Source organism: Bacillus sp. IBL03825 (genome assembly GCF_024712505.1).
Classification (GTDB): domain Bacteria; phylum Bacillota; class Bacilli; order Bacillales; family Bacillaceae_G; genus Bacillus_A; species Bacillus_A wiedmannii.
In genome coordinates, this window is record NZ_JAMXKE010000001.1 from 4,234,399 (window position 1) to 4,260,293 (window position 25,895).

The following is a 25,895-nucleotide window of genomic DNA, read 5'->3' on the forward strand; positions in this document are numbered from 1 at the left end:
AAGAAATACCCTCTGTTAAGAGGGTATTTACTCTTATCCTTGCAACGATATCAACCGAATCGGCCTGTAATATAATCTTCTGTACGCTTATCTGAAGGTGTCGTAAATAATTTATTTGTATCTGTATATTCCACAACTTCTCCACTTAAGAAGAAAGCAGTTTTGTCTGAAATACGTGCTGCTTGTTGCATGTTATGCGTTACGATCACAATACTAAAGTCTTTCTTTAACTCTTGAATTAATTCTTCTACTTTTAATGTTGAAATTGGATCTAGTGCCGATGTTGGCTCATCCATTAAAATAACGTCTGGTTCAATTGCTAAACAACGTGCGATACATAGACGCTGTTGCTGTCCACCAGATAAACCGTATGCATTATCATGCAAACGATCTTTTAACTCATCCCAAATCGCTGCTCCACGTAAACTTTTTTCAACAATTTCATCCAATGTTTTCTTATCACGAATACCATGAATTTTCGGGCCATATGCTACATTTTCATAAATAGATTTCGGAAATGGATTTGGCTTTTGGAACACCATTCCCACATGAGTTCTTAATTCTTCAACTGGGTATGATTTTTCAAATATATTGCGCTCTCTATATTCAATTACACCTGTAGTTCGCACGATTGGTACTAACTCTACCATACGATTTAATGTTTTTAAGTACGTTGATTTACCACAACCACTTGGTCCGATAATTGCTGTAACTTCATTCTCATGAATGCTTAAGTTAATATCTTTTAAAGCATGGTCTTCTCCGTACCATAAATTTAAGTTTTTCGTATCAAATACTACTTTCTTTGGTGCAGTCTCGATTTTCTCCTCGTTTTTCACCTGTACATTTACTACTGTTGCTACCATTTGAATTCCCCTTTCATCCATTTCCAACTTATTTTCGATTTCGTAACCATAAGACAAATATATTGATAAAGAGTAATAAACCTAACAAGACAATCATCCCAGCAGCTGCTACGTACTGAAATTCTTCTTGCGGTCTACTCATCCAATTAAAAATTTGAATTGGTAAAACTGTAAATCTATCAAACATACTAAATGGAACATAATTTGCAAATGCAAGTGCCCCGATAACTAATAGCGGTGCCGCTTCTCCAATCGCCCTTGATATCGCTAACGTACAACCCGTTATAATTCCTGGGAAAGCAGATGGCAATACAATTTGATACATCGTTTGCCACTTCGTAGCACCTAATCCGTAAGAGGCTTCTAATAATGAACTTGGTACAGATCGTATCGCTTCTTGACTCGCTACAACAACTGTCGGTAAAACGAGTAAACTCATCGTCAGTGCCGCCGCAATAATACTCTCACCTAAATGAAGAGCATATACAAAGATAGTTAAGCCGAGTAATCCAAATACAACGGAAGGTACTCCTGCTAACGTTTGATTATTAATTTCTATTACCTTTTTAAATATAGATTCCTTCGCATATTGCTCCAAATAAAGAGCAGTTCCAACTCCAAATATAAAGGAGACTGGTATAACAATACTCATAAATAATATTGTTCCTGACAAAGCTGCAGCAATCCCAGCTTCTTTCGGATTACGCGAAGCGAAGTTTGTAAAGAAATCTATCGAAAGGTAACTTATACCTTTTTCAAAAATTTGAAAAAGCAAAATAAGTAGTATTACTATTGAAAATAAAATTGCTATATAAAATAACAACTTGTAAACTCGGTCTTTTAAAAAACGTGATGCCATATTTTCTTGTATTTTTTTATGATTCAACATTCGCATATTATGTCACCCTCCTAAAGCGGCGCATAATAGAGTGTGAAATGATGTTCATTATAAGAGTAAACAAGAATAACGTTGCGCCTACAGCGTACATGCTGTAATACGTAATTGTTCCATGCGGAGCATCACCTAAGCTCACTTGCACAATATAGGCTGTTAGCGTTTGAATAGAGTGTGTCGGATCAAGCGATACATTCGGTGTAGATCCCGCTGCAATTACAACTATCATCGTTTCACCAATTGCCCTGGAAGCAGCTAATATAATCGCTGCCATAATCCCTGTAAAAGCCGAAGGAAACACGACTTGTTTTACCATCTCAAACCGAGTTGCTCCAAGTGCTAACGAAGCTTCTTTCGTCCCTTTCGCTACAGCTCTCATCGCGTCTTCAGATAGAGATGCAATTGTAGGTATCATCATAAAGCCAATAACAATACCTGGACTAATCGCATTAAAAAACTGTAAATCTGGTATAATCCGTTGTAAAAGTGGTGTGACAACTGTTAATGCAAAAAAACCATATACAATTGTCGGAATACCTGCTAATAGTTCTAACATCGGTTTTAATACTTTCCTTGCACCGTTTGAAGCATATTCGTTTAAAAATACGGCACACGCTAAACCGATAGGAATTGCTACAAGCATGGCAATTGCTGTTACAAGGAACGTTCCACATATAAGTGGTAATATACCGAATTTAGGATCTTCAAAAAAAGGTAACCATTCTTTTCCCGTCAAAAAGGAGAGTAATGGTATTTTTTGAAAAAACATCAATGTTTCATTTGCCAATGTAAAAATAATTCCAAGTGTCGTTACAATAGACACGCTAGCAATTATTTTTAGTAATAATGGAACGATTCGATTGATTCGCTGCGTTTTTTTTCTTTGTTTTGTATTTCTTTCAATCAAATGTTGTACAGAAAATGTAATTTGACTTTTGTCATTATGAGCCAAAGATGAAAACCCCTTTCCACCCTGACATTACCTTTTTATTTCTGTTAACATCCGCAGCTGTTCATTGTATTTTTCTTTTGGTAATTTTACATATCCAACCTCTTCAGCGAGATCACCAACATGCTGAATCATAAACTCAATATAATTTGCTACATTCATTTTATTTCGGATAGATGCATCATTCACATAAGCAAATAGCGGCCTAGATAATGGCTTATACTTACCTGACTGAATGGTATCTTTCGTCGGAAGTACACCATTCACTTTTATTGCTCTCACCTTATCTCGATTGGCCATATAATAAGCATATCCTACAAAAGCAATGGCATTTTTATCATTCATTACCCCTTGCATAATAACTTGATCATCTTCAGACAAAGAGACTTTTTTTACAATGCGACTATTTTGTAAGATGACATTTTGAAAATAATCATACGTACCAGAGTCTACACCTGGCGCATAAAACTTCACCTGTTCACGTGGCCATGATGAATGAATTTGTGACCATCGCTTTTCGCTTTCATCTTCACTCCATAATAGACGTAACTCTTCTACCGTCATATTGTCTACCCAAGTATTTTGGCGATTTACAACGATCGTAAGACCATCGTAAGCGACTTCAAACGGTGTAAACTGAATGGAGTTTTTCTTCATCTCATTTTCTTCCACTTGTTTCATTGCTCTCGAAGCATTATTTATATCTACTTCTCCTTTACTGAAACGATTAAATCCTCCTCCTGTTCCAGAAACACTAATAGAAATTTTCACGTTTGGATGCACCTTTGTATATTCCTCCGCTACTGCTTCTATAACAGGAAAAACTGTTGAGGATCCATCAACTCTCACTTCTCCCATTTCATTCACAGCAAATGCAGTAGACGTGCCAACATAAAGGAAACATGTCGACAGCATGAAAACTTTAATCGATGCACTTATCCATTTCACGTGTTCTTCCTCCTAGAAGTAACCGGAAATAACAGGATTACAGATATAAGAATACTGCTAAACTATTAATTCGGTTTTAATTGTTTGTAAAAGTTTTGTAAAGTTCCACAAGAATCAACATTAGGTAAAACTTTAATCCGTAGCCACTGTTCATTTTCACTGATGATTGGTTCATAAAACCATTTTCCTCCAGAGGAATGTATAAGTATCATTTGTGAGGCCTCTTAATTTTCCGATATGATATGCTTGTCCACTTTATTAGAACGTATGCATGAACCATAAAAAAAAGCACACTATCTTTTCAGATAGTGTGCTTTTTTTACAACTTTTTTATTCATCATCTTGCTCTTTATTTTTCTTTTTATTATCTATTTCCTCTTTTGAAGCTTCGCCATTTTCTATTTTTTTCAAATCAAAGTACGCGTCCATAATGTCACGGCTAATATATCCGTTAATACCTGATTTATCATCTACCCAAGGTACAACAACAGAAAATGCTACTTCAGGGTCTTCAAGTGGCGCATAACCTACTAATGTTAAGTTATATGTTTCTTTACGCTCACCGTTTGCCTTTCTACCAATCTCTTTATCTCCGCCATACACAGTTTGAGCTGTACCTGTTTTACCAGCAGCTTTATATTGTGCACCTGCAAAGTATTTCGCAGCTGTACCACCAGAATCGTTAAATACTTGTCTAAATCCTTCCTGAACACGTTTAATTTGTGATTCAGGCATATCAATACGATTTAGCACTTTCGGTTCCATTGAATGAACCACTTTTCCAACTTCGTCTGGTTTCACTGCCGGTTGACGAATTTCTTTCACAACTTGCGGCTGCATACGGTAACCACCATTTGCAATTGTTGAAACATATTGCGCTAATTGAAGTGGTGTATACGTATCATACTGTCCAATTGATAAATCTAATAAGAAACCTGGCTGAATTCCTTTACCTGTTTGGCCCGCTGATTCATTCGGTAAATCAATACCTGTTTTCACACCAAGTCCAAACTGTCCGAAATAATAACGCATCGTATCAAATGCTTTTTGTGGTATATCTAACGTACCACCTCTCACATATTGAACACCTGCGAGATTCATCGCCGTTTTAAACATATAAACGTTAGAAGACATTTTTAATGCTGTCAAATCATTAATATATCCCATCGTCTTCCAAGAAGATTTTTTCGGCGTTCCTTTCAATACGATTGGTTCATCGAGTTGAACTGAACCTGGTTGAATCGCACCTGTTTGATAGCCTGTAAGTACTGTCGCACCTTTTACAGTTGATCCCATCGGATAAGAACTTGTCATCGTTCCTAATGCGAAATCTTGCACTTTCGTTTCGCCATTTTCATTCACTAACTGTTTCCCTGCCATAGATAAAACTTCACCATTTTTCGGATTCATCATTACAACGAATGCACGATCTAAAAGAGGTTGTCCCCCTTTATATCTCAATAAATTTTTAGTGATAATTTCTTCTACACGCTTTTGTAATTCCATATCAATTGTTAAATTCAGATTATTACCACTTTGCCCTTTTGATACATTAATCGTTTCTAAAATATTACCGTTTTTATCTGTAATATTTTTCACTTCCGCTTTATTACCATGCAAACTATCTTCATATTGCTGCTCAAGATAACTTTTCCCTACGCGGTCATTTCGATTATAATCACGAACAAGATAGTAATCTAGTCTTTCTCTAGGTAAACCTTCATCAGACGTTGACACCCCGCCAAGTACACTTCGGAATAAATCATCATAAATATACTTTCGATCCCAATCAACATTCGTATCTACACCCGGTAATGCTGCTAGGCTTTCACTAATAATCGCATATTCTTCTTCTGTAGCATCTTTTTTAATAACTTGAGGTGTCATTGCATATCCGCCGTCCATTTTGCTTTTAATCGCTAGTATTTCTAAATCTTTTGCGGATAATTGATTCACTTCTTCTTCTGTCACGCGACTTCGTTGACGTTCATCTAATTCTTTATCGTCAATTTTTTTATCTTTTAACTCTTGACGATCTTTATTTGTAATTTTTTCTTTAGCTTCCTCTTTGTGCATAGCAAGCCAATAATCTTTTTTATCGCGATCTGTTAATTTATCTGTCGGTACTTCAATCAAATCTGCTAGCTTTTCCGCTGTTTCTAAGCGAGCCTCTGCAGTTGATCCTTTCATTTTTGTAAATGTAATCGTACGAACAGCTGCATTATCTACTACAGCTCGCCCATAACGGTCAAATATTTTCCCACGTGGTACAGGATTACTTATCGTCGAGTTCTCTTTCCTCTCCACTTCATTCTTATATTCCTCACCGCGAACAATTTGTACATATCCAAGTCTTACAATAACCGCGGAGAACATTAAAAACACGCAGAAAAACAGCACGTTTAACCGAAAAGGAACGTGAGTCTTTTTCTTTTGTTGTTTCTGCTTCTTGCTCATACAAACCCCCTCTACCAACAGCTATGTAATGTGAAAGGGACACCTTCATACAGGTGTCCTCACTGCTGTCTTACATCTTTTTCTATTCTAGCATAAAACAACCGAGAAGTTAACCTTCTGGTTCTGTTTGATTCTGCGCAGTTGCTTGCGTTACAACACTTGTTTTACTTGCATTTCCCTCATCATATTTGACATTTTTAACTGCAAAATAAATAAGAAAATGTCCTGCACCTAAAATACATAATAAGTAAGGTAAACTTTTTTCGGGCGGAAAGAATAATACAGCACATAAAAAACTTAAAATCGAACAAATTCTTCCTGCATTTAACCATAATTCCCGGACAACTACATACTCTACACGCCACTCTCTCGCATTTTTCGCTCTGCCAATTACATCATATGTCATGGACCCGTACGGAACGAGCAAAATAGGGTATGCAACCGCAATACACGCTGCATAAATAAGTAATTTTGCGTATGTAACATTGAATATAACTAAAAATACGACAGCATATAAAATAATGCCTCCAAGCAAAATTGCTTTTTTCCGCCACTCTTTCTTTAACATACGAGTGACTAAGTAGTAACATACAAATGATACAGCAGAATTTACTAAGCTATATTTTCCTAAGGCGAGTTCGCTATCCGTCGCTAAATACACGTACACGGAAATCACAAAAATAAACGTTCCCTCTCTCAACCCTTGGAAAAAATGAGCACGTGTAATTCTTCCCCAATTTTTATCAATCTGCCGCTCTTTCAATACTTGTACAATTTCATACCGTCCTTCACATTCTCTCTTAGATACAAAAAAGCTTAAAATGACAGCAATTGCAAATAACAGTAACGAAAGAAAGAATATGACCGTATAACCACTCCATTTTTCCATACGTGAAATTGTGTATCCAGCTGCTATCGGTCCAATCATGCCAGAGAAGGATGTAAGAAGTCCAAGAAACCCATTAAAGAAATCTCTTGTTTCTGGTTCTGTAATCTCAAATGTTAATAAGTTAAACGCGAGCCAGTAAAAACCATATCCGACTCCTAAAAGAGCCCCCATTAATAAAATATAGTGAGAAGCGCTTTTTCCCGCTACTAAAACAACGATAAAAAAAATAGCTAACGTGCCTACGCCTATTCGTAACAAGATTGAGCGATCAATACGCTTCGCTAATTTCCCACCTATAAGAAATGTGAGAGGCTGTAATACAACGCTGGCCAAATTATACAAGCCAAGATTCACATAATTTTGTGTTTGTTTCCATAAATAAATGTTAACAAACGTATTCGATAAAGAAATTGCGAGCGTGTATAAACCTCCAATAAGGAGCAATAACACTAAATCCCGATTCACTTCAACGTCACCAATTACATGTTTCCACTTCATACACAACTCTCCTTTACTTCATGTTCTAGTCTTCCAAAGACAAGCCCAATTATGTAAAAGGAAAGCATAGAAAAAAGCTAGGAGCATTCTCCTAGCTTTTTCTATCGTTATTACAATTATTTTGCTTCTTGGTAACGTTTTTCAGCAGCGTTCCAATCTACAACGTTCCAGAATGCACCGATGTAGTCAGGACGACGGTTTTGGTAATTTAGGTAGTAAGCATGTTCCCAAACATCTAAACCTACAACTGGAGTTTTACCTTCAGTTAGAGGAGAATCTTGGTTTGGCGTGCTTGTTACTTCTAACTCACCATTGTTTACTACTAACCAAGCCCAACCAGAACCGAAACGAGTTGCGCCAGCTTTTGCGAATTCTTCTTTGAATGCATCGAAGCTACCGAATTTCGCTTCAATTGCAGTTGCAAGTTCGCCTACTGGTTGTCCGCCGCCGTTTGGAGATAAGATTGTCCAGAAGAATGTATGGTTAGCATGTCCGCCACCATTGTTACGTACTGCTGTACGGATTGCTTCTGGTACTTCGTTTAAGTTTGCAACTAATTCTTCTACGCTTTTGTCAGCTAATTCTGCATGACCTTCTAAAGCAGCGTTTAAGTTTGTAATGTACGTGTTATGATGTTTTGTATGATGGATGTTCATTGTTTCTTTGTCAAAGTGAGGCTCTAAAGCATCATACGCATAAGGTAAATTTGGTAATTCGTGTTTTGCCATTGTTATATTCCTCCCAGTTTATGTATTGCCACTTAAGTGACATACAATTTCATTCTACCCTAATTGCCATAGGGTGCAAACAAATAAATCACATTGTCTTGCTATCATTAACGTAGCAAAAATCCCACTTCTTTTCAATTAAAATGCTCATATATTCCGTAAAAAAAGCTCCCTTCTACAAGGAAGCTTCCCACTGACATAATAAACATGTGAAATGGATATGGACCCTGTAGGACTCGAACCTACGACCGGACGGTTATGAGCCGTCTGCTCTAACCAGCTGAGCTAAGGGTCCACAATTATGTATGTAACAACATATCAAATAAAGGAATTCCTATCAGATATATCCTTTAAGAAATGTAAGATAAATTTACCATATGGCAAAGAAAAGTGTCAATTGTATTTTTCTCATATAAAAGAAGAAAATTAATAAAAAGAAATTTAGTTATCTCCACTATATGTAAATATAATATATCTTGAGATTCTCTAGATTCCTACGTTACAATGATTTTATACATACATAAAGGAAGTGAATCTATGTCCATATTTACCCAATTAGCCAAAAGCGTGTATTCGCCTAAAGATATGGCGTTATTCCGTTTTCAAAAAATCGGAAAAACCATTTTGTATATTATGCTACTTTGTCTAATCACTACTATTCCAAGAACATTCTTTTACGGTAGCTTTATTCAAGATAGTGTTACCATGGTAAATCAAGCAATTGAAAAAGATTTACCTGATTTTAAAATCGAAAACGGTGAACTAAAAGCAGATATTGAACAACCTATTCTAAAGGAAGAGGGAGATGCTCTTTTCGTATTCGATCCCAATACAACAGATATAGAAACATATCAAAACAAAACTGGTTTATTTATTTTAAAAGATAAAGTAGTTTCTATAGGAAATGGTCAGACACAAACATACTCCTATAATGATTTATTAGGGACATCTCTTGAGAAGAAAGATTTGCAAGATTTCATTTCTGTATTCGATAGTATTTATCCAATTTTACTAGCTGTTATCGGCGTGTTAGTATACCTATTCCAATTGTTTATTACTTTCTTAGGAATTACTTTACTTGCGTTTATAGGTTCTGCTATGAGCGGTCAACGTAAATTATCTTATAAGCAAGTATGGACGTTAACTGCATACAGCTACACAATTCCAACAATCTTCTTTATGATTATGGATCTATTCAAAATTGTTGTACCTGGTTCAACATTCATTTATATCGCAGTTGTTTTAATTGTTCTTTACTTAACGATTAAAGAAGTTCCAAAACCGAAAGAAAAATAAGAACGAAAAAAATGCCTAAATAGGCATTTTTTTTTTGGACAAGCATATATTCCTAGCAAAGGAGTGAAGAATATGAAGAGATTAGGTATATTCTTATTCGTGCTTGTTCTTGGTTATATATTTTATTACGATATAAAAATCGGCACTTTACCGATGTTAAGTTCATATAAAAAAACAAATGCGGCCCAAACGATAAAACAAGAAAGTACAGATACAAAACAAAATAAAGAGAACAAGGCAGAAAAAGAAACAGATGTAACTTATAAAACAATTGAAGTCAAAACAGGTGAGACAGTTCTTTCTATTACCGAACAAATTAATAAGAAAAAAATCCCTTCCATCGAAAAGGTAATTGATGACTTTAAACAACTAAACAAAAGTACGTCTGCTACAAAAATACAAATTGGAAAGTCTTATAAATTCCCGTTATATCAATGAGCAATCACTTAATCCTTGTCAATTGCATAAAGGCGCTGATACAATAGTAAAAGTGAAACCGAGCACTTCGGTTTCTATAGCCCTGTATCACGTATACTTTCATTGATATGAGGGACTAAATAAGAAACTTCTTTTATAAGGAGAGCGATCTATTCGTGAATGAAATGACTCATCGTACAAAAACACGTCCAGTTAAAGTCGGTAATTTAACAATTGGCGGTAATAATGAATTAATTATACAAAGTATGACAACAACAAAAACACATGATGTTGAAGCAACAGTTGCTGAAATTAAACGTTTAGAAGAAGCTGGCTGTCAAGTCGTCCGTGTTGCTGTTCCAGACGAACGTGCAGCAAATGCTATTGCTGATATTAAAAAACAAATCAACATTCCACTTGTTGCTGATATTCATTTTGATTATCGCCTTGCTTTAAAAGCAATTGAAGGTGGCATTGATAAAGTACGTATCAATCCAGGTAACATTGGTCGTCGCCATAAAGTAGAAGCTGTTGTAAATGCAGCAAAAGAACGCGGTATTCCAATCCGTATCGGTGTAAACGCAGGTTCATTAGAACGTCACATTTTAGAAAAGTACGGATACCCAACTGCAGATGGTATGGTCGAGAGCGCCCTACATCACATTAAAATTTTAGAGGACTTAGATTTCCACGATATTATCGTATCTATGAAAGCCTCTGATGTTAACTTAGCAATTGAAGCATACGAAAAAGCTGCTCGTGCTTTTGATTACCCATTACATTTAGGTATTACAGAATCCGGAACATTATTTGCCGGAACTGTAAAAAGTGCCGCTGGTCTTGGCGCAATCTTAAATAAAGGCATCGGAAATACACTACGTATTTCATTAAGTGCTGACCCAGTTGAAGAAGTAAAAGTTGCGCGTGAACTATTAAAGTCATTCGGTCTTGCATCTAATGCAGCAACACTTATTTCTTGTCCAACTTGTGGTCGTATTGAAATTGATTTAATTAGCATCGCTAACGAAGTGGAAGAATACATCTCTACACTAAAAGTACCAATTAAAGTTGCAGTACTTGGTTGCGCTGTAAACGGTCCTGGTGAAGCTCGTGAAGCTGATATCGGTATTGCCGGTGCACGTGGAGAAGGATTATTATTCCGTAAAGGGCAAGTTGTTCGTAAAGTACCAGAAGAAATAATGGTAGAAGAACTGAAAAAAGAAATCGATGTAATTGCTGCTGAAATGGCTGCTGAACGAGAAAAAGAAAAAGAAACACAAGAACAATAAAAAGAAGGTTGCCACAATATTTGTGGGCAACCTTCTTTTTTACGTAAAAAAGCTCGTCAGTTATGTAACCGACGAGTTCTTATTTTGCACATTTTGGACAACGGCCATATATTTCAAACTTATGCCCGGTTACTTCATAACCGTTAAAATCTTTATTCATAAAATCCATCGGGCAGGAAGTAATCTCTTTCGTCCCCCCGCAATCTAAACAAATAAAATGATGATGATGTTCCATAATAGAACATGTAAAACGAAAATGTTTTTCACCATTTAATTCCGTTTGTTCTAAAACACCAATTTCAGCAAACACCGTTAAGTTACGATAAATCGTATCAAAGCTAAGACCTGGATAATCATCCTTCATATGCTCTAAAACGTCTTTCGCCGTTAAATAACGATTGTGAGCCGCAAATAACCTGAGCATTTCTTCCCTTTTCCCAGTATGTTTGTATCCTTTATCTTTCATTAGGCGTAAAGCTTCTGTTAGATTCATATCTATCCCTACTTTATGCAGTTTTTTTCTTTTTCCATAAAATCGCACCAATTAAAATAAGAACTGCTATCATAACAATTGTACCACCTGGTGCTAGATCAAGTTGATATGAAGCAAACATTCCACCAATTACTGCAATTTCACCAAATAAAATGGAAAAGAAAATTGTTTGTTTAAATCCATTCGCAATACGAATACTTGCTGCAACTGGTAACGTCATTAATGATGATACAAGAAGAACCCCTACTACACGCATTGATACTGCAATAACAAGAGCAACCAATATAATGAAAATAAAGTGAATCCACTTTGCACTCAAACCGGTTGATACAGCATATTCCTCATCAAACGATAGTAAAAATAACTCTTTGTATAATAAAGTGATCGTTATAATAACAACAATTGCTACAATGCCGATGATTATTAAATCCGTACTTGTTACAGCACTTACACTCCCAAATAAATAACTAAATAAATCAGTGTTAAATCCATTTGCAAGTGATATAAAAATAACCCCAATCCCCATTCCTGCTGAAAGAATAATCGGAATTGCTAATTCTTGATAATGTTTATATACAGTACGTAATTTTTCAATTAGTAACGCCCCACCAATAGAAAAAATCATTCCCATATATAACGGATTTAAAAATCCTCCTGTGAAAATTGTTTTTTCTAGTAGTAAACTTGCAGCAATACCCGATAATGTCACGTGACTTAAAGCATCCGCAATAAGCGACATTCGGCGAATGACAACAAATACACCGATAAGCGGCGCAACAAGTCCTATTAAAACCCCTGCATATAAAGAGTTACGTAAAAAGTCATATTGTAAAAAATCTTGTATCATTATATCCTCCCGTGATGCTCATGCTCGTGTTCTAAGCGATGAACATGATGTCCATATAAGACGGACATTTCTGCATCTTCTAACTCTCGGAACTTCTCTACATTTCCATGGAAATGTAGATGTTGGTTTAAGCATGCCACATGTGTTACCTTCTCTGTAACAGCTCCCATATCATGAGTAACGAGAATTAATGTGATTCCTAACCTTTTGTTTAAATCCTCTAATGTCTCATAAAAACTTTCTACATTCTTCACATCTATTCCAACAGTGGGCTCGTCCAAAATAAGTAATTCAGGATCACTAACGAGCGCACGAGCAATAAATACACGCTGTTGTTGTCCACCAGAAAGTTCTCCGATATTGCGCCCTTGAAACGCACTCATCCCTACATCAGCAATCGCTTTTTCCACCTTTTCCTTATCGTTTTTCGTGAAAAAGCGAAACAGCCCTTTTTTCGAAACGAGTCCCATTGATACAACTTCAAAAACAGTGGCCGGAAAACCAGAATTAAAGCTATTTGCCTTTTGCGACACATAACCAACTTTGTTCCATTCTTTAAACTTCTTACTATCAACACCAAACAAACGAATACTTCCCTGTTTTGGCTTTAAAACGCCTAATAGACATTTTAGCAAAGTTGATTTCCCAGAACCATTTGGCCCAACTAAACCTAAAAAAGCTCCCTTCGGAACTTGCAAATTAATATCTTCTAACACATTTCGATCTTCATATCGAAATGACAATCCTTCTATTTCTAATATATTATTCATAGCATCTCACCTATTTTAATTCAGAATGATTCCGATTTATATCTATTTGAATTATAGTACAGCTTATTATAGTTGTAAACCAATCTGCCTAAAATATATCAATTTTTTCAAGAAACCTTACTATTATAACAAAAAGCAGAGAAAAATTCTCTGCTTTCGAAAAGTATTCCTATAAAGTGAAACTTTAATCAGTGGGGGTTTTCTTCATCCCCCACTGATTATTAGTTGAACCAATCGGACTTTTATGGGCAGTTGATCCCCCACCTAACTTCTTTGCTTTCGCTGAATTTTGAGGTGGGGGTCTTACTGCCCATTAAAGCGGGATAAAATGAAACCTTAATCAGATGAGGCCATCCCCTAACGATTGGCGAGGGCTTTTTCTGGATAATTTTTCTAGTGGATAGCTGATTTAAACTTGCCACCATTTGTCTCTTGTGTATTCATAATCGTAACAAACGCATTCGCATCAATTTCATACACAATTGATTTTAACTTCGTCACTTCCAGACGCGTTACAACTGCATAAATAACTTCTTTTTCTTTATCCGTGTAACCGCCTTTCGCTACAAGCTTTGTAGTTCCACGACCAAGACGATGCAAAATCGCATTTGATACTTCCTCATATTGATCTGATACAATTAAAACTGCTTTCGTTTCATCTAAACCTTGAATAACTGTATCAATTGTTTTGAATGCGATATAGTACGTCATAACAGAATACATAGCTTGTTCAACACCAAATACAAATGCTGCCCATGCAAAAATGAATAAGTTCACAAACATTACAAATTCGCCAACAGAGAAAGGTAATTTCTTCGTTAATAAAATACCCATGATTTCTGTTCCGTCCATTGATCCACCATGGCGAATAACGAGCCCTACACCAATCCCTAAAATAAGACCACCAAACACTGTTGCTAAAATTGGCTCTGTTGTAAATGGCGGAACAGCATGTAACGTTGATTCAATAAACGCTAAAGCTACAATACCGAACGCCGAAGATAGCATAAACGTTTTTCCGATTTGCTTATAACCTGAATACATAAATGGGATATTGAGAATAACGACTAAAGTAGAGAAACTTAACCACCAAATATTAGGAGTAAGATAATCTAATATAAGAGAAATACCAATAATTCCACCATCAATAATTTTATTTGGCATTAAAAATAGTTCAATCGCTACCGCTGCGCATGCTGCCCCAAAAATAATCATAACTAAACGATAAATAAGATGGATAACACTTTCTTTTCGATGTTGCTTTTGTTCCATAAGTCCTCCTTATACTCTTTTTCTATAGTTTCGTCCTTATATTATAACATACGCTTCTTTTTCTCATGAAAAAAGAAACTCTACGCGAATATGTACAAGCTACGTACTCATATATTTCGATAGAAGAACGTGTGAAGGAGGATAACTCAATGAACCTCATTAAACAACTTGTAAATAAAAAATTAAATCATATTTCTACAAAAGAGTTATTGAAATATAGTAAAGAGTATGAAGTTTCTATTACGACTGCACAAGCGGATCAAATTGTTTTACTTATGAAAGGTAAGAATATTAACATTTACGATAATGACGAACGGCTAGAGCTCTTAAAACAAATAGCAAAAGTAACCTCCCCTGCTACTGCCCAACAAGTAAATACTTTATTTCAGCAACTACTAAAATAAGGAGGGGAAAATCCCCTCCTTATTTCTTATTGCGCTTTAATTTTCTCAAGAATCCCTTCATCAAAAGTACCATTTTTCAGCATTTCGATTTCTAATTTATATGGCGGCTTCTTATCTTTTTTATCTTCACCTACATATGGCGTTTCAAGAATTTTTGGTACGTGCATTAACTGCGGATGATGTACAATATGATGTAACGCTTTATAACCGATATGACCGAAGCCGATATTTTCATGACGGTCCTTTCCTGCGCCGCATACATTTTTACTATCATTAATATGAAGTACTTGCAAACGATCCATACCAACAATCTTATCAAATTCGTTTAATACGCCGTCAAAATTATTTACAATATCATATCCTGCATCGTGCGTATGACACGTATCAAAGCATACTGATAATTTTTCATTATATTTTACACCATCAATAATCTTTGCAATTTCTTCAAAGCTACGACCGCATTCTGTTCCTTTTCCTGCCATCGTTTCTAACGCAATGTTAACCGTCTGCTCTGACGTTAATACTTCATTAAGCCCTTTAATAATTTGTTGAATACCAGCATCCGCTCCTGCACCAACGTGCGCACCTGGGTGAAGAACGATTTGTTTCGCTACACCTAATGCCGATGTTCTTTCAATTTCCATGCGAAGGAAGTCTACACCTAATTGGAATGTTTCTGGCTTCGTCGTATTCCCAAGATTAATAATATATGGTGCATGTACGATAATTTCCTCAATACCGTTTAGTTCCATATGTTTTCTTCCTGCTTCTATGTTCAATTCTTCAATTGGTTTTCTTCGTGTATTTTGCGGTGCACCTGTATAAATCATAAACGTCGTTGCACCGTATGAAACAGCCTCTTCACTTGCTGCTAATAACATTTTCTTACCACTCATAGAAACATGAGATCCAATCTTTAACATACAATCACCTCTTCAATATACAATAGATATAATGATAGCATAATTTGTAGAAATATGTAGCGAATTGTTTGTTCCTAAAACACTACGCAAATTGTAACTAGCTACACCGAAACTTTAATCAGTGTTTTTCCATTCCCCACCGATTATTATCCCGCAAATAGCCGGATAAAAAAAGATAAGGGGGCTCCCCTTATCTTTTTTTATTGCTATATTTTTTCTTGACTTTGTCACGTTCTGTTGCAAGTTTACGTTTATAGTTTGGTTTTACTTTTTTCGGCTTTTTAATAACTTTCGTTGCCATAACGTCAAGTTCATCATTTGGTTTTTTACGGCTCTTACGACGACGACGTTCACCTAAATCCGCCCACTCATCTCCGCGTAACTCTACATGCTTGAACTCAATATGACGTTGTTTTTCTAAACTATCTAACGCTTCTTCATTTGCTGGATCATAAATCGTCACTGCAATACCTGAATGCCCCGCACGTGCTGTTCTTCCAACGCGGTGAACGAAGAAATCTAAATCTGATGGAAGTTCGTAGTTAATAACATGACTAATTCCTTCAATATCAATACCACGTGCTGCTAAATCAGTTGCAACAATATATTGGAATTCAAGATCACGAATTTGTTTCATCATTTTTTTACGATCACGCGGTGATAAATCTCCGTGAATTCGTCCAACTTTTAAGCCACGTTCCATTAATCCGTCAGCAACCTGATCCGCCATCTTCTTCGTATTCGTGAAAACAACTGCTAAATACGGTTTAAATTGTAGCAACATTTTGTTCACTAAATCGATTTTGTTACGATGTTTAGAAGGTACTAAATAATGCTCAATATTCCCAGCCGCAACTTGTTTTGGATTGATATGAATATGCTCTGGATTCTCCATATATTTCTTCAGAAACGGTTTTAGTTTTTGAGGAATTGTTGCAGAGAAAACTAGCATTTGCAAGTTTCTAGGCATGCGTGATGCAATTTTGTCTACATCATGAATGAATCCCATATCAAGCATTAAGTCTGCTTCATCGACAATAATAGTATTTGCTTTATGAACAAATAATGCTTGCGCTTCTACTAAATCTTTAATACGTCCTGGTGTTCCAACTACAATATGAGGTTGTTTTTTCAACTTTTCAATTGATCGTTGTTTATCAGTTCCACCAATTAAACAACGTGCTGTAATCATTTGATCTTCCGCACAAAACTTTGTTAATTTCACGATTTCTTCGTAAATTTGTTGTGCTAACTCACGAGTAGGCGCTGTAATAACAAGTTGTACTTCTTCACGACTTGCATTAATTCTGTTCAATGTAGGAAGTAAGTATGCATGTGTTTTCCCAGAACCTGTTTGGGATTGTCCAATTACACTTACACCTTTTTTCACGACCGGGAAAATTTTCTTTTGAATTCCTGTCGGTTCTGTAAAGCGTAGTTCACGAACTGCATCTATTAAAAATGGTTTAAAATCATACTGTGTAAAAGTTTGTTGTGTCATAAGTTACACCTTCTTTCTAAATTTCTACTGCGCGCACAAATCAGTCAAGTCTACATTATATCGAAATCTACAAGTAAAATCCATCTTTAGTTTAGGTTTTTCCTTCAAAAACTAACCTTCTTCCCTCTTATTGCATATTGTATGTGTATATACCTAACTGAAGAAAGGAGGATTTCTCACATGTTTCCAAAATCCCCCACAAGGCAAATGTATCCGAATCAAGGACAACAACCTTATACACCATATCCAATTCCACAGCTACCACCGATGGCACAAAAAAAGAAAGGGTTCCTTGCTAAACTCTTTAAAAAACACGATCCAACCGAGCCTTTCATGCAAATGGTTCCACCTTATCGACAAATGGAAGGACCGCCGCCAATGATGCACCAGCAACCACCGCCCCAATATCAACAACAATACCAATACCAATACCAATACCAACAACAATACCCGCAGCAATACTCACAACAATATCAACCATACATGCAGCAACATCCAGAGCAAATGATCCCCCCTCAAATGTATGAATCAAATGAAACGCGCGGCGGTGCAGCAACTACAGCAGCATCAAGTAGCGGTATCGGCAGTTTTTTTGCAAATTTAATTTCGAATCCAACTAATATGATAAACAATATTGAAAAAGTATCCCAAGTCGTTCAATCTGTAAGCCCTGTCGTCGAACAGTACGGTCCTATTATGCGTAACCTACCAAGCATTGTTAAAATCCTCACCTCTGGAAAAAGTACGGAAGAAGATCCAACTGAAAATCCAACTGAAGACATAACAGAAAAGGTTGAGGTAGCAACTCCGCCTCCTCCACAAAAAAAAAGAAAAAGAAAAAAAATAGTGATTGAGCCTGTCATAGAAAAGGAATTACGAGAGGAGCCTGTTCAAAAAATAGCAACAAAACCAAAACTATATGTGTAACAATCCTTTGTTTTCTATCCACTCCTCCTTTATAATGTAAAAGACTATGCACAAAAGTATCTCTTGTTTAGAAGGAGAGGATTACTCATATGAAAATTGTTAAAATTTCCCCTCGTGGTTATTGCTACGGTGTTGTGGACGCGATGGTTATTGCACGTAACGCCGCATTAGATACATCATTACCAAGACCTATTTATATTTTAGGTATGATTGTTCACAACAAACATGTAACAGATGCATTCGAAGAAGATGGCATCATTACATTAGACGGTCCAAGTCGATTAGAAATTTTAGATAAAATCGAATCTGGTACTGTTATTTTCACTGCACACGGCGTTTCTCCAGAAGTTAAACAACGTGCAAAAGAAAAAGGTTTAACGACAATCGATGCCACTTGTCCAGATGTTACAAAAACACATGACCTTATTGAAGCAAAGAAAGCTGAAGGTTACCATGTCATTTATATCGGCAAAAAAAATCATCCAGAACCAGAAGGCGCAGTTGGTATTGCACCTGACATCGTTCACCTTATCGAAAGAGCTGATGATTTAAAAACATTAGAAATTCCAACAGATAAAATTTTAGTTACAAATCAAACAACGATGAGCCAATGGGATGTTCAACATTTAATGGAGGACATTCAGAAGAAATTCCCAACAGCAGAATTCCATAAGGAAATTTGTTTAGCAACTCAAGTTCGCCAAGAAGCTGTCGCTAAACAAGCTGATGTTGCAGACTTAACAATTGTTGTCGGTGATCCGAAAAGTAACAACTCAAACCGTTTAGCACAAGTATCACAAGAAATCGCTGGTACGAAAGCATACCGCGTTGCAGACGTAAGTGAGATTAAATTAGAGTGGCTACAAGGTGTAGAAAACGTAGCTGTTACAGCAGGTGCTTCTACTCCAACTCCAATTACAAAAGAAGTTATCGCTTTCTTAGATCAATATGATCCAATGAATCCCGCTACATGGGAGAGAGTTCGAAAAGTACCATTACAAAAAATATTACCTCGTGTAAAAGTGAAAAAAGAACAATAATAAAAACCGTTGCCTATATGAGCAACGGTTTTTATTTTTCTTATACAAATGTAAATGGATCTGTATGTAATTGCGAAGCATGAATGTGTACATTGAGTTTCTTTTCATCCACTTTTTCTTGTAATTGCTTTTGTACCCCTTGCTTCATTACTTTTTCAACGTTATGTCCTGGGTCAACTATATTTAAACCGAGCATCATCGCATCATGAGCAACATGATAATACATGTCACCTGTTACATATACATCCGCTCCTTTAAATTTAGCCTGATTGATGTATTTGTTACCATCGCCACCAAGTACAGCTACTTTGCGCACTTTATCATTTAAATCCCCAACAACTCGTGCACCCTTTACATCTAATGATTTCTTTACATGTTCCGCAAACTGTCCAAGTGTCATTTCTTCTTGTAAATATCCTATTTTTCCAAGCCCTAATGTTTCACCTTTGTTATCAAGTGGATACACATCATATGCTACTTCTTCATATGGATGTGCAGTTACCATTGCTTTAATCACTTTTCGCTGTAGTGAAGCTGGAATTATCGTTTCGATTCGCACTTCTTCTACGTGTTCTAACTGCCCAGTTTCCCCGATATAAGGATTTGTTCCCTCTTGAGGTACAAACGTGCCTGTACCCTCGCTATTAAACGTACAGTGGCTATAATTGCCGATATGACCAGCACCTGCGTCTCCTAATACTTTTCGTACTTCTTCTGCATGAGTTACTGGCACAAACGCAACAACTTTTTTCATTTCTTCTGCATATGTCGGTGCCAAAACTTCTGTATTTTGCAATCCTAACGCCTCAGCAAGTAAATCATTTACCCCGCCCTTAGCAACATCCACATTTGTATGTGCTGCATAAATGGCAATATCATTTTTAATACACGTTTCAATAATTCTTCCGTACGCTTTATCTGTATGAATCGCTTTTAACGGATTAAAAATTAAAGGGTGATGCGCAATAATGACATTCGCCCCTAATTGAATTGCTTCATCCACAACTTCCTCCGTTACATCTAACGCAATCAATACGTGTTGTACGGGTTTATTAAGCGCTCCAATTTGCAGGCCAACCTTATCTCCTTCCATCGCCAAATGCTTCGGATACATACTTTCAAATAAAGAAATAATTTCATGGCCATTTGGAATTTTACTCATGATAAAACCTCCCGTATCATTTTCATTTTCGCTTCTACTTCCACACGCTTCGCTTTTGTTTCTTTAGAATCAGCCGCACGTTCTAACTGCTTTAAAATATTTTGGAAGTTTTTCAATTCCCCTTCCCATTTTTCAACGAAAGCTTCACCTTTTTCTTTTATTAAAAATGGCCCCATAAATAATTCCGCTTGTTTATTTTCAGAATAAGGCACCACGATGTTTCCTCGCTCGCCTACTAAAATCTCGTAAATTTTCCCATCTTCTTTTACGATTTTTTCATGGATAAGCTCCCATCCATTCTCAATAAACCATTCACGAATATGATGCGCTGCAATATTCGGCTGTAAAATTAAACGAGTTACCCCTTCTAATTTTTCTTTACCACTTTCTAAAATGTCACGAATTAACGCTCCACCCATTCCAGCAACCGTAATTACATCTACTTCTCCTGGCGCGATAACAGCTAATCCATTCCCTTTACGCACATCTACTTTATCTTGTAAGCCACTTTCAGCTACAGTTGCTTGCGCAGAGCGAAATGGCCCATCTACAACCTCTCCAGCAACTGCTTTTGTAGCAATATTATTTATAATTGTATAACACGGTAAATACGCATGATCCGATCCAATATCAGCAACTGTAGATCCTGCCGGTATTTCACGCACAACTTCTTCTAATCGTTTTGAAAGCTTTACTTCATTCATGTATTTCCATTACTCCTTCTCTTGTCAGTCTGTCTCCATGATAATGAATTTATAGTAGTTGTTGCAAGCCTATAACAACAATTCCATTCTCTATCACTCATCGTATTTTAGAAAATATAGAAAAACAAGCCCTTTGCATAAGCAACAGGCTTGTTATACGGAACTTTATTTTTTCTTCGATAACCAATCAGCTACTTTAGCGGCTTGATCAGCTGGAACTATATTTGGTGGCATATTTCCTTTTCCTTTCGAAATAACTTCTTGAATCTCTTCTTTCGAAAGTTTCCCACCAATTTTTTGTAAATTAGGCCCTACTGCCCCTTGTAACTGATCACCGTGGCAGCTCGTACAGCTTTGCTTCACAATATCCTCTGGTTTTGATGCTGTTTGCGCTGGCTTCCCGCCATTTTTTGCATCAGCTAACTCTTTAGATTTATTTAGCCCCTGAAATGAAAATACAAACATAACGATAATACCTAATGCTGCAATAAGAGCGAACGGAATCAGCGGATTACGTTTCATATCTCTTCTCCCCCCTCTATACCCCTAAATAGTTAGATGATTCAGTCATTTCCATTGTACTTGAAAACGCTCTATCAGAAAAGAGTAAACTACTAATCGTCGAAAATATTCCATAAATTCAGTTTATTGTTTTTTATTGTTATATCGCTTATTATTTCGATAATTATTAACGTTTCTCATCATATTTTTCACTTTTCTACATATATTTTTGTATAGAATACACAAAATTAATCGAAAAATCGAAAAATGAGCATTTGCAAATCAAAAGACAATTCTGTAAAATAAATTACAAGAAATTGTAATCGTTGCCGATAGCTAAAGTTTAACAAAAGTTAACAAAATAAAAAAGTTTACTTCACAAAGGTGAAGTAAACTTAAAGGTAGCCTATTCTAAGAAATCCTTAAGACGCTTACTACGGCTTGGATGTCTTAATTTACGAAGTGCTTTTGCTTCAATTTGACGGATACGTTCTCTCGTTACGCCGAATACTTTCCCAACTTCTTCAAGCGTACGAGTTCGTCCATCATCTAAACCAAAACGAAGACGTAGAACATTTTCTTCACGATCTGTTAGGGTATCTAACACATCTTCTAATTGTTCTTTTAGCAATTCATACGCTGCATGGTCCGCAGGCGATGTTGCTTCTTGGTCTTCAATAAAATCACCTAAATGGGAGTCATCTTCTTCACCAATCGGTGTTTCAAGAGAAACTGGCTCCTGTGCAATTTTTAAGATTTCGCGTACTTTTTCTGGAGCAAGATCCATTTCTTCACCAATCTCTTCAGGAGATGGTTCGCGTCCTAAATCTTGTAGTAATTGACGTTGTACACGAATTAACTTATTAATCGTTTCAACCATATGAACTGGGATACGAATTGTTCGTGCTTGGTCTGCAATCGCACGTGTAATCGCTTGGCGAATCCACCAAGTTGCATACGTACTAAATTTGAAACCTTTACGATAATCGAACTTTTCAACCGCTTTAATTAGACCCATATTCCCTTCTTGGATTAAGTCTAAGAAAAGCATACCACGGCCCACGTAGCGCTTTGCAATACTTACTACAAGACGTAAGTTTGCTTCTGCCAGACGACGTTTCGCTTCTTCATCGCCTTCTTCAATACGCGTTGCAAGTCGAATTTCTTCTTCTGCGGATAGTAAATCTACACGACCAATTTCTTTTAAATACATACGAACAGGATCATTGATTTTAACCCCAGGTGGTACACTTAAATCATTAAGGTCAAATTCTTCTTCCGCTTTTGTAATTTGGCGATTATTAGGACCTTCGTCGTTGTCATTGTCACCAACTAAGTCAATTCCTTGTTCACCTAAATATTCATAGTATTCATCCATTTGATCGGATTCAATTTCAAATCCATTCATGCGTTCTGCAATCTCTTCATATGTAAGAACGCCACGTTTTTTTCCGAGCTCAGTGAGTTGTTCTTTCACTTGCTCAAGGGTCATTTCAGTTTCAATTTGTTTAGAACGAGCTGGTTTGTCAGCCATCTGTTCCCCTCCTTACGCGAGATACAAACATTCATTATACTAAAAATTTATCAAAAAAGCTATTTTCTCGCTTTTTGATTTTGTAAATATGCTACATAATATTTAGCAGCCTCTACAGGATCTGTTTTTTCCATTTGTTTTACCTTAAAGATGATTTCCATCTTTTCAAGTTTTTCTTGATGACGGTTGAGCGTCTCTAAATGGCCTTGTAACACTTCTTCTGTGTATTCTGGATTAATAAATTCATCCGTCGAAATATCAGTGATAATATTTTTCAACTTCTCATCAGAGAGCCAACTTAAAAATGTTCCGACTGAAGGTTCATTTCCCTTTTCATAATATGCGTATAGTTCATATAAAATCCCTTTATGTTCTTCTGTATGAAAATCTTCTATGTGGGATTCCATACGAACAGCCACTTCTGGACTTTGCAACATATGATAAATAATTTCTCTTTCTGCCCTTTCAAAACCTGTTAACTTCGGTTTTGTTTGAACAATTTGAGACGGCTTAGAAACCTGCTTTACTTGTTTTTGCTGTACCTTTTGTTCTTTGCGATATTGGTGCAATTGATTCAAAAGAGTTTCCATTGAATACGAAAATTCTTGCGATAATGACTTCAAATATGATTCTGCCTGCATCGCATCCTGTAGCAACGATAACTCTTTTAAAACACTTTTCACATATTCTTCTTTGCCAGACTCATCTTGCAAATTTTTCCCTAAACGCAAATAATTTATTTTAAAACCAACAAAACTTATACTTGATTTCACAAGATTTTCAAAAGCAGTTGTCCCATATTGTTGCACATATTCATCAGGATCAAGCTTATCTGGCAAGGATGTAACTTTCACTTGGCAACCAACTTTTAGCAATAATTGCCCTGCTTTCATCGTTGCTTCTCGCCCTGCTTTATCACCATCATAGCAAAGAACAACAGTTTCAACGTTACGTCGCAGAAGTTTTGCTTGTTCTTCAGTTAAAGCTGTTCCCATTGTCGCAACAGCTTCTTCCACACCACTTTTTACCGCAGCTAGTACGTCGGCATACCCTTCAAAAAGGACCACTTGCCCACGTTTTCTAATAAACGGCCTCGCTAGGTGGAAGTTATACAACAATTTACTTTTATGAAAAATTGGTGTTTCAGGGCTATTTAAATATTTCGGAGTGTCATCTCCTAACGCCCTTCCACTAAACGCTATCACTTTACCTTGTAACGTAGAGATTGGAAACATAACCCTTCCACGGAAGCGATCATAATGACTACCATCCTTCTCGCTTCTTATGAGAAGACCAGCTTGTTCCATACTAGACAGCGATAAACCTCTTTTTTGTAAAATTTTCGTTGCTGCATCCCAAGCAGGTGACGCATAACCAATTTCAAACTTCTCAATCATCTCTTTCGTAATACCACGTTTTAGCAAATACGAAAGTGCTTCATTTCCTTCTTCTGTATTTACCAATAAATGGTGATAATACTTTTTCAAAAGTTCATGAGCCTGTTGCATGATGACAGTGTCATCAGATATGTCTTCTTGTTGTCCTTGCCCTGATGTATACTCTGCAACCGCAATTCCATTTCTTTCACCTAGCTTTTGAACAGCCTCGGTAAAAGCCAATCCTTCCATTTTCATTAGAAAGGAAAATACATTTCCACCTTCTCCACATCCGAAGCAATGAAAAATTTGCTTATCAGATGAAACAGAGAATGAAGGAGAATTCTCACCATGAAATGGACAAAGGCCGAAATAGTTACGCCCCTGTTTTCTAAGTTGAACGTATTCACCAATCACTTCTACAATATCCGATGACGTCCGAATCTGTTCAACAACTTCTTCGGGAATTCTGTTCCCCATAAATCCATCTCCGTGTCGTATTTTGTATTCGATATAAATTAAAAAATTCCTTTATAATTCGACAATATTTTTTCTAAACTTATTAGAAAGTGTTGTCGATCACGTTATCAAACGATTTTGCAGGCCCTTTTCTGCGTAATTTCGCAGATACGTACCTACTATATAAAATTGTATCCATTTGCTCATCTGTTACAAATGTACCTCCTGGAGACAATACATATACACTTTTTTTACAAGAAGACTAGCAAGCACCATATCCTATGTGATCACGAGATCTGTTTCTTTTGCATGTTGATACATATAAAAAATCAACTTTAGCTTATTCAGCATCTACATAGATCCAATTTCCCTTGCTACTTCCTTAAACGATGAGCATACGATGTGACAAACAAAATTTCGACATGAACTTTCGTTCCAACTTGCACAATTTTCAGCATTCACAGGATATGCATCTGCATCAACTAATACGATATTGATGTTTTGCATATTTCTGTATTCTACATCCCTTCTGCGAATCCTTCCATAATGTGCGTTTTCTTGTATAGATTTTGTCGATTTAACGTAATTACATGTCTTTTCGTAAATCCTATCCCTAGTTTATTCTGAAAAATTAAAGTCTAAACGTAAAATATAGGTTTTTATCACAATTTTTTATTATAATATATTTTCTTCAACTACGCTACATATCCCTTTATTTTTTCATCTTCTATTTCAGGATAACGAAACCCT

At 36.3% G+C, this 25,895-nt stretch carries 24 protein-coding genes and 1 tRNA gene; 6 read left to right on the top strand and 19 right to left on the bottom strand.

What is annotated here, in order from left to right:
• Positions 1-50: 50 nt before the first annotated feature.
• The 8 genes from pstB to NHG49_RS21745 all read right to left on the bottom strand — a co-directional run bounded on the left by pstB (position 51) and on the right by NHG49_RS21745 (position 8,525).
• On the bottom strand, positions 51-866 hold the full coding sequence (gene pstB / locus NHG49_RS21710) for a phosphate ABC transporter ATP-binding protein (protein WP_000226689.1): 816 nt from the start codon (positions 864-866) through the stop codon (positions 51-53).
• Between the two features lie 28 nt (positions 867-894).
• Positions 895-1,761: a phosphate ABC transporter permease PstA gene (gene pstA / locus NHG49_RS21715; protein WP_064474788.1), complete on the bottom strand. Its 867-nt coding sequence runs from the start codon at positions 1,759-1,761 to the stop codon at positions 895-897.
• Between the two features lies 1 nt (position 1,762).
• Positions 1,763-2,713 carry a phosphate ABC transporter permease subunit PstC gene (pstC, locus tag NHG49_RS21720; protein ID WP_098102401.1) on the bottom strand — a complete coding sequence of 317 codons (951 nt, stop codon included), beginning with the start codon at positions 2,711-2,713 and terminating at the stop codon, positions 1,763-1,765.
• Positions 2,714-2,740: 27 nt separating this feature from the next.
• Positions 2,741-3,658: a phosphate ABC transporter substrate-binding protein PhoX gene (gene phoX, locus NHG49_RS21725; RefSeq protein WP_098102400.1), complete on the bottom strand. Its 918-nt coding sequence runs from the start codon at positions 3,656-3,658 to the stop codon at positions 2,741-2,743.
• Positions 3,659-3,988: 330 nt separating this feature from the next.
• Complete coding sequence (locus NHG49_RS21730) at positions 3,989-6,115, bottom strand: peptidoglycan D,D-transpeptidase FtsI family protein (protein WP_064474785.1); 2,127 nt, start codon at positions 6,113-6,115, stop codon at positions 3,989-3,991.
• A gap of 109 nt (positions 6,116-6,224) precedes the next feature.
• Positions 6,225-7,502: an MFS transporter gene (locus tag NHG49_RS21735; protein ID WP_064474784.1), complete on the bottom strand. Its 1,278-nt coding sequence runs from the start codon at positions 7,500-7,502 to the stop codon at positions 6,225-6,227.
• A gap of 116 nt (positions 7,503-7,618) precedes the next feature.
• Entirely contained in the window at positions 7,619-8,230 is a 612-nt protein-coding gene (gene sodA, locus NHG49_RS21740) for a superoxide dismutase [Mn] (RefSeq protein WP_001052034.1), read from the bottom strand.
• A gap of 221 nt (positions 8,231-8,451) precedes the next feature.
• Positions 8,452-8,525: transfer RNA gene (locus NHG49_RS21745), tRNA-Ile, on the bottom strand.
• Between the two features lie 242 nt (positions 8,526-8,767).
• Between NHG49_RS21745 and NHG49_RS21750 the strand changes: the two genes are divergently transcribed.
• The 3 genes from NHG49_RS21750 (at position 8,768) to ispG (ending at position 11,232) form a co-directional block, all read left to right on the top strand.
• A complete protein-coding gene (locus NHG49_RS21750; protein ID WP_000021902.1) occupies positions 8,768-9,526 on the top strand; it encodes a DUF1189 domain-containing protein in 759 nt (252 codons plus the stop codon).
• A gap of 72 nt (positions 9,527-9,598) precedes the next feature.
• Positions 9,599-9,964 (top strand): hypothetical protein, encoded by a 366-nt coding sequence (locus NHG49_RS21755; RefSeq protein ID WP_064474783.1) that lies wholly within the window; start codon positions 9,599-9,601, stop codon positions 9,962-9,964.
• 164 nt (positions 9,965-10,128) lie between these two features.
• Positions 10,129-11,232, top strand: coding sequence for a flavodoxin-dependent (E)-4-hydroxy-3-methylbut-2-enyl-diphosphate synthase (gene ispG, locus NHG49_RS21760; protein ID WP_075308387.1), 1,104 nt, complete (start codon positions 10,129-10,131; stop codon positions 11,230-11,232).
• 79 nt (positions 11,233-11,311) lie between these two features.
• Here ispG and NHG49_RS21765 read toward each other — a convergent pair whose 3' ends face one another.
• From NHG49_RS21765 to NHG49_RS21780, 4 genes are all read right to left on the bottom strand, one after another.
• A complete protein-coding gene (locus tag NHG49_RS21765; RefSeq protein WP_001054512.1) occupies positions 11,312-11,725 on the bottom strand; it encodes a Fur family transcriptional regulator in 414 nt (137 codons plus the stop codon).
• A gap of 13 nt (positions 11,726-11,738) precedes the next feature.
• Complete coding sequence (locus NHG49_RS21770) at positions 11,739-12,572, bottom strand: metal ABC transporter permease (RefSeq protein ID WP_064474782.1); 834 nt, start codon at positions 12,570-12,572, stop codon at positions 11,739-11,741.
• Entirely contained in the window at positions 12,572-13,342 is a 771-nt protein-coding gene (locus tag NHG49_RS21775; RefSeq protein WP_064474781.1) for a metal ABC transporter ATP-binding protein, read from the bottom strand. Before NHG49_RS21775 ends, NHG49_RS21770 begins: the two co-directional genes overlap by 1 nt.
• Positions 13,343-13,735: 393 nt before the next feature.
• A complete protein-coding gene (locus tag NHG49_RS21780) occupies positions 13,736-14,614 on the bottom strand; it encodes a YitT family protein (protein WP_000435955.1) in 879 nt (292 codons plus the stop codon).
• Positions 14,615-14,763: 149 nt separating this feature from the next.
• Here NHG49_RS21780 and NHG49_RS21785 point away from each other — a divergent pair, with 149 nt between their 5' ends.
• Complete coding sequence (locus NHG49_RS21785) at positions 14,764-15,018, top strand: DUF2624 domain-containing protein (RefSeq protein ID WP_001048965.1); 255 nt, start codon at positions 14,764-14,766, stop codon at positions 15,016-15,018.
• A gap of 26 nt (positions 15,019-15,044) precedes the next feature.
• Here the strand turns inward: NHG49_RS21785 and NHG49_RS21790 are convergent, their stop codons facing one another.
• Together NHG49_RS21790 and NHG49_RS21795 are read right to left on the bottom strand one after the other, a co-directional pair.
• Positions 15,045-15,941, bottom strand: a complete 897-nt coding sequence (locus NHG49_RS21790) for a deoxyribonuclease IV (RefSeq protein ID WP_064474780.1) — start codon at positions 15,939-15,941, stop codon at positions 15,045-15,047.
• 190 nt (positions 15,942-16,131) lie between these two features.
• The gene (locus NHG49_RS21795; RefSeq protein WP_000194012.1) at positions 16,132-17,442 is read right to left on the bottom strand and encodes a DEAD/DEAH box helicase; all 1,311 of its coding nucleotides are present in this window, start codon (positions 17,440-17,442) and stop codon (positions 16,132-16,134) included.
• 180 nt (positions 17,443-17,622) lie between these two features.
• On the opposite strand from NHG49_RS21795, the gene vrrA reads away from it, so the two are divergent.
• Positions 17,623-18,369 carry a VrrA/YqfQ family protein gene (vrrA, locus tag NHG49_RS21800; protein WP_064474779.1) on the top strand — a complete coding sequence of 249 codons (747 nt, stop codon included), beginning with the start codon at positions 17,623-17,625 and terminating at the stop codon, positions 18,367-18,369.
• Positions 18,370-18,458: 89 nt separating this feature from the next.
• Positions 18,459-19,409 carry a 4-hydroxy-3-methylbut-2-enyl diphosphate reductase gene (locus tag NHG49_RS21805; RefSeq protein ID WP_000706674.1) on the top strand — a complete coding sequence of 317 codons (951 nt, stop codon included), beginning with the start codon at positions 18,459-18,461 and terminating at the stop codon, positions 19,407-19,409.
• 40 nt (positions 19,410-19,449) lie between these two features.
• Here NHG49_RS21805 and NHG49_RS21810 read toward each other — a convergent pair whose 3' ends face one another.
• The 5 genes from NHG49_RS21810 to dnaG form a co-directional block, all read right to left on the bottom strand.
• Positions 19,450-20,571, bottom strand: a complete 1,122-nt coding sequence (locus NHG49_RS21810) for a Nif3-like dinuclear metal center hexameric protein (protein WP_064474778.1) — start codon at positions 20,569-20,571, stop codon at positions 19,450-19,452.
• A complete protein-coding gene (locus NHG49_RS21815) occupies positions 20,568-21,275 on the bottom strand; it encodes a tRNA (adenine(22)-N(1))-methyltransferase (RefSeq protein WP_064474777.1) in 708 nt (235 codons plus the stop codon). The genes NHG49_RS21810 and NHG49_RS21815 overlap by 4 nt, the downstream gene beginning before the upstream one ends.
• 165 nt (positions 21,276-21,440) lie before the next feature.
• The gene (cccA, locus tag NHG49_RS21820; RefSeq protein WP_000828147.1) at positions 21,441-21,797 is read right to left on the bottom strand and encodes a cytochrome c550; all 357 of its coding nucleotides are present in this window, start codon (positions 21,795-21,797) and stop codon (positions 21,441-21,443) included.
• A gap of 385 nt (positions 21,798-22,182) precedes the next feature.
• Positions 22,183-23,310 carry an RNA polymerase sigma factor RpoD gene (gene rpoD, locus NHG49_RS21825; protein WP_000764061.1) on the bottom strand — a complete coding sequence of 376 codons (1,128 nt, stop codon included), beginning with the start codon at positions 23,308-23,310 and terminating at the stop codon, positions 22,183-22,185.
• A 59-nt stretch (positions 23,311-23,369) separates the two neighbouring features.
• Positions 23,370-25,166, bottom strand: coding sequence for a DNA primase (gene dnaG / locus NHG49_RS21830; protein ID WP_064474776.1), 1,797 nt, complete (start codon positions 25,164-25,166; stop codon positions 23,370-23,372).
• Between the last annotated feature and the right edge of the window lie 729 nt (positions 25,167-25,895).

Coding starts and splice junctions, on each gene's coding strand:
- NHG49_RS21765 (WP_001054512.1), bottom strand. CDS start 11,725: ATGAATCTAACAGAAGCTTTACGCCTAATGAAAGATAAAGGATACAAA.
- NHG49_RS21815 (WP_064474777.1), bottom strand. CDS start 21,275: ATGAATGAAGTAAAGCTTTCAAAACGATTAGAAGAAGTTGTGCGTGAA.
- NHG49_RS21805 (WP_000706674.1), top strand. CDS start 18,459: ATGAAAATTGTTAAAATTTCCCCTCGTGGTTATTGCTACGGTGTTGTG.
- NHG49_RS21795 (WP_000194012.1), bottom strand. CDS start 17,442: ATGACACAACAAACTTTTACACAGTATGATTTTAAACCATTTTTAATA.
- vrrA (WP_064474779.1), top strand. CDS start 17,623: ATGTTTCCAAAATCCCCCACAAGGCAAATGTATCCGAATCAAGGACAA.
- dnaG (WP_064474776.1), bottom strand. CDS start 25,166: ATGGGGAACAGAATTCCCGAAGAAGTTGTTGAACAGATTCGGACGTCA.
- NHG49_RS21735 (WP_064474784.1), bottom strand. CDS start 7,502: ATGAAGTGGAAACATGTAATTGGTGACGTTGAAGTGAATCGGGATTTA.
- NHG49_RS21785 (WP_001048965.1), top strand. CDS start 14,764: ATGAACCTCATTAAACAACTTGTAAATAAAAAATTAAATCATATTTCT.
- NHG49_RS21810 (WP_064474778.1), bottom strand. CDS start 20,571: ATGAGTAAAATTCCAAATGGCCATGAAATTATTTCTTTATTTGAAAGT.
- NHG49_RS21750 (WP_000021902.1), top strand. CDS start 8,768: ATGTCCATATTTACCCAATTAGCCAAAAGCGTGTATTCGCCTAAAGAT.
- cccA (WP_000828147.1), bottom strand. CDS start 21,797: ATGAAACGTAATCCGCTGATTCCGTTCGCTCTTATTGCAGCATTAGGT.
- NHG49_RS21730 (WP_064474785.1), bottom strand. CDS start 6,115: ATGAGCAAGAAGCAGAAACAACAAAAGAAAAAGACTCACGTTCCTTTT.
- pstA (WP_064474788.1), bottom strand. CDS start 1,761: ATGCGAATGTTGAATCATAAAAAAATACAAGAAAATATGGCATCACGT.
- rpoD (WP_000764061.1), bottom strand. CDS start 23,310: ATGGCTGACAAACCAGCTCGTTCTAAACAAATTGAAACTGAAATGACC.
- ispG (WP_075308387.1), top strand. CDS start 10,129: ATGACTCATCGTACAAAAACACGTCCAGTTAAAGTCGGTAATTTAACA.
- NHG49_RS21790 (WP_064474780.1), bottom strand. CDS start 15,941: ATGTTAAAGATTGGATCTCATGTTTCTATGAGTGGTAAGAAAATGTTA.
- NHG49_RS21755 (WP_064474783.1), top strand. CDS start 9,599: ATGAAGAGATTAGGTATATTCTTATTCGTGCTTGTTCTTGGTTATATA.
- NHG49_RS21770 (WP_064474782.1), bottom strand. CDS start 12,572: ATGATACAAGATTTTTTACAATATGACTTTTTACGTAACTCTTTATAT.
- sodA (WP_001052034.1), bottom strand. CDS start 8,230: ATGGCAAAACACGAATTACCAAATTTACCTTATGCGTATGATGCTTTA.
- pstB (WP_000226689.1), bottom strand. CDS start 866: ATGGTAGCAACAGTAGTAAATGTACAGGTGAAAAACGAGGAGAAAATC.
- NHG49_RS21775 (WP_064474781.1), bottom strand. CDS start 13,342: ATGAATAATATATTAGAAATAGAAGGATTGTCATTTCGATATGAAGAT.
- NHG49_RS21780 (WP_000435955.1), bottom strand. CDS start 14,614: ATGGAACAAAAGCAACATCGAAAAGAAAGTGTTATCCATCTTATTTAT.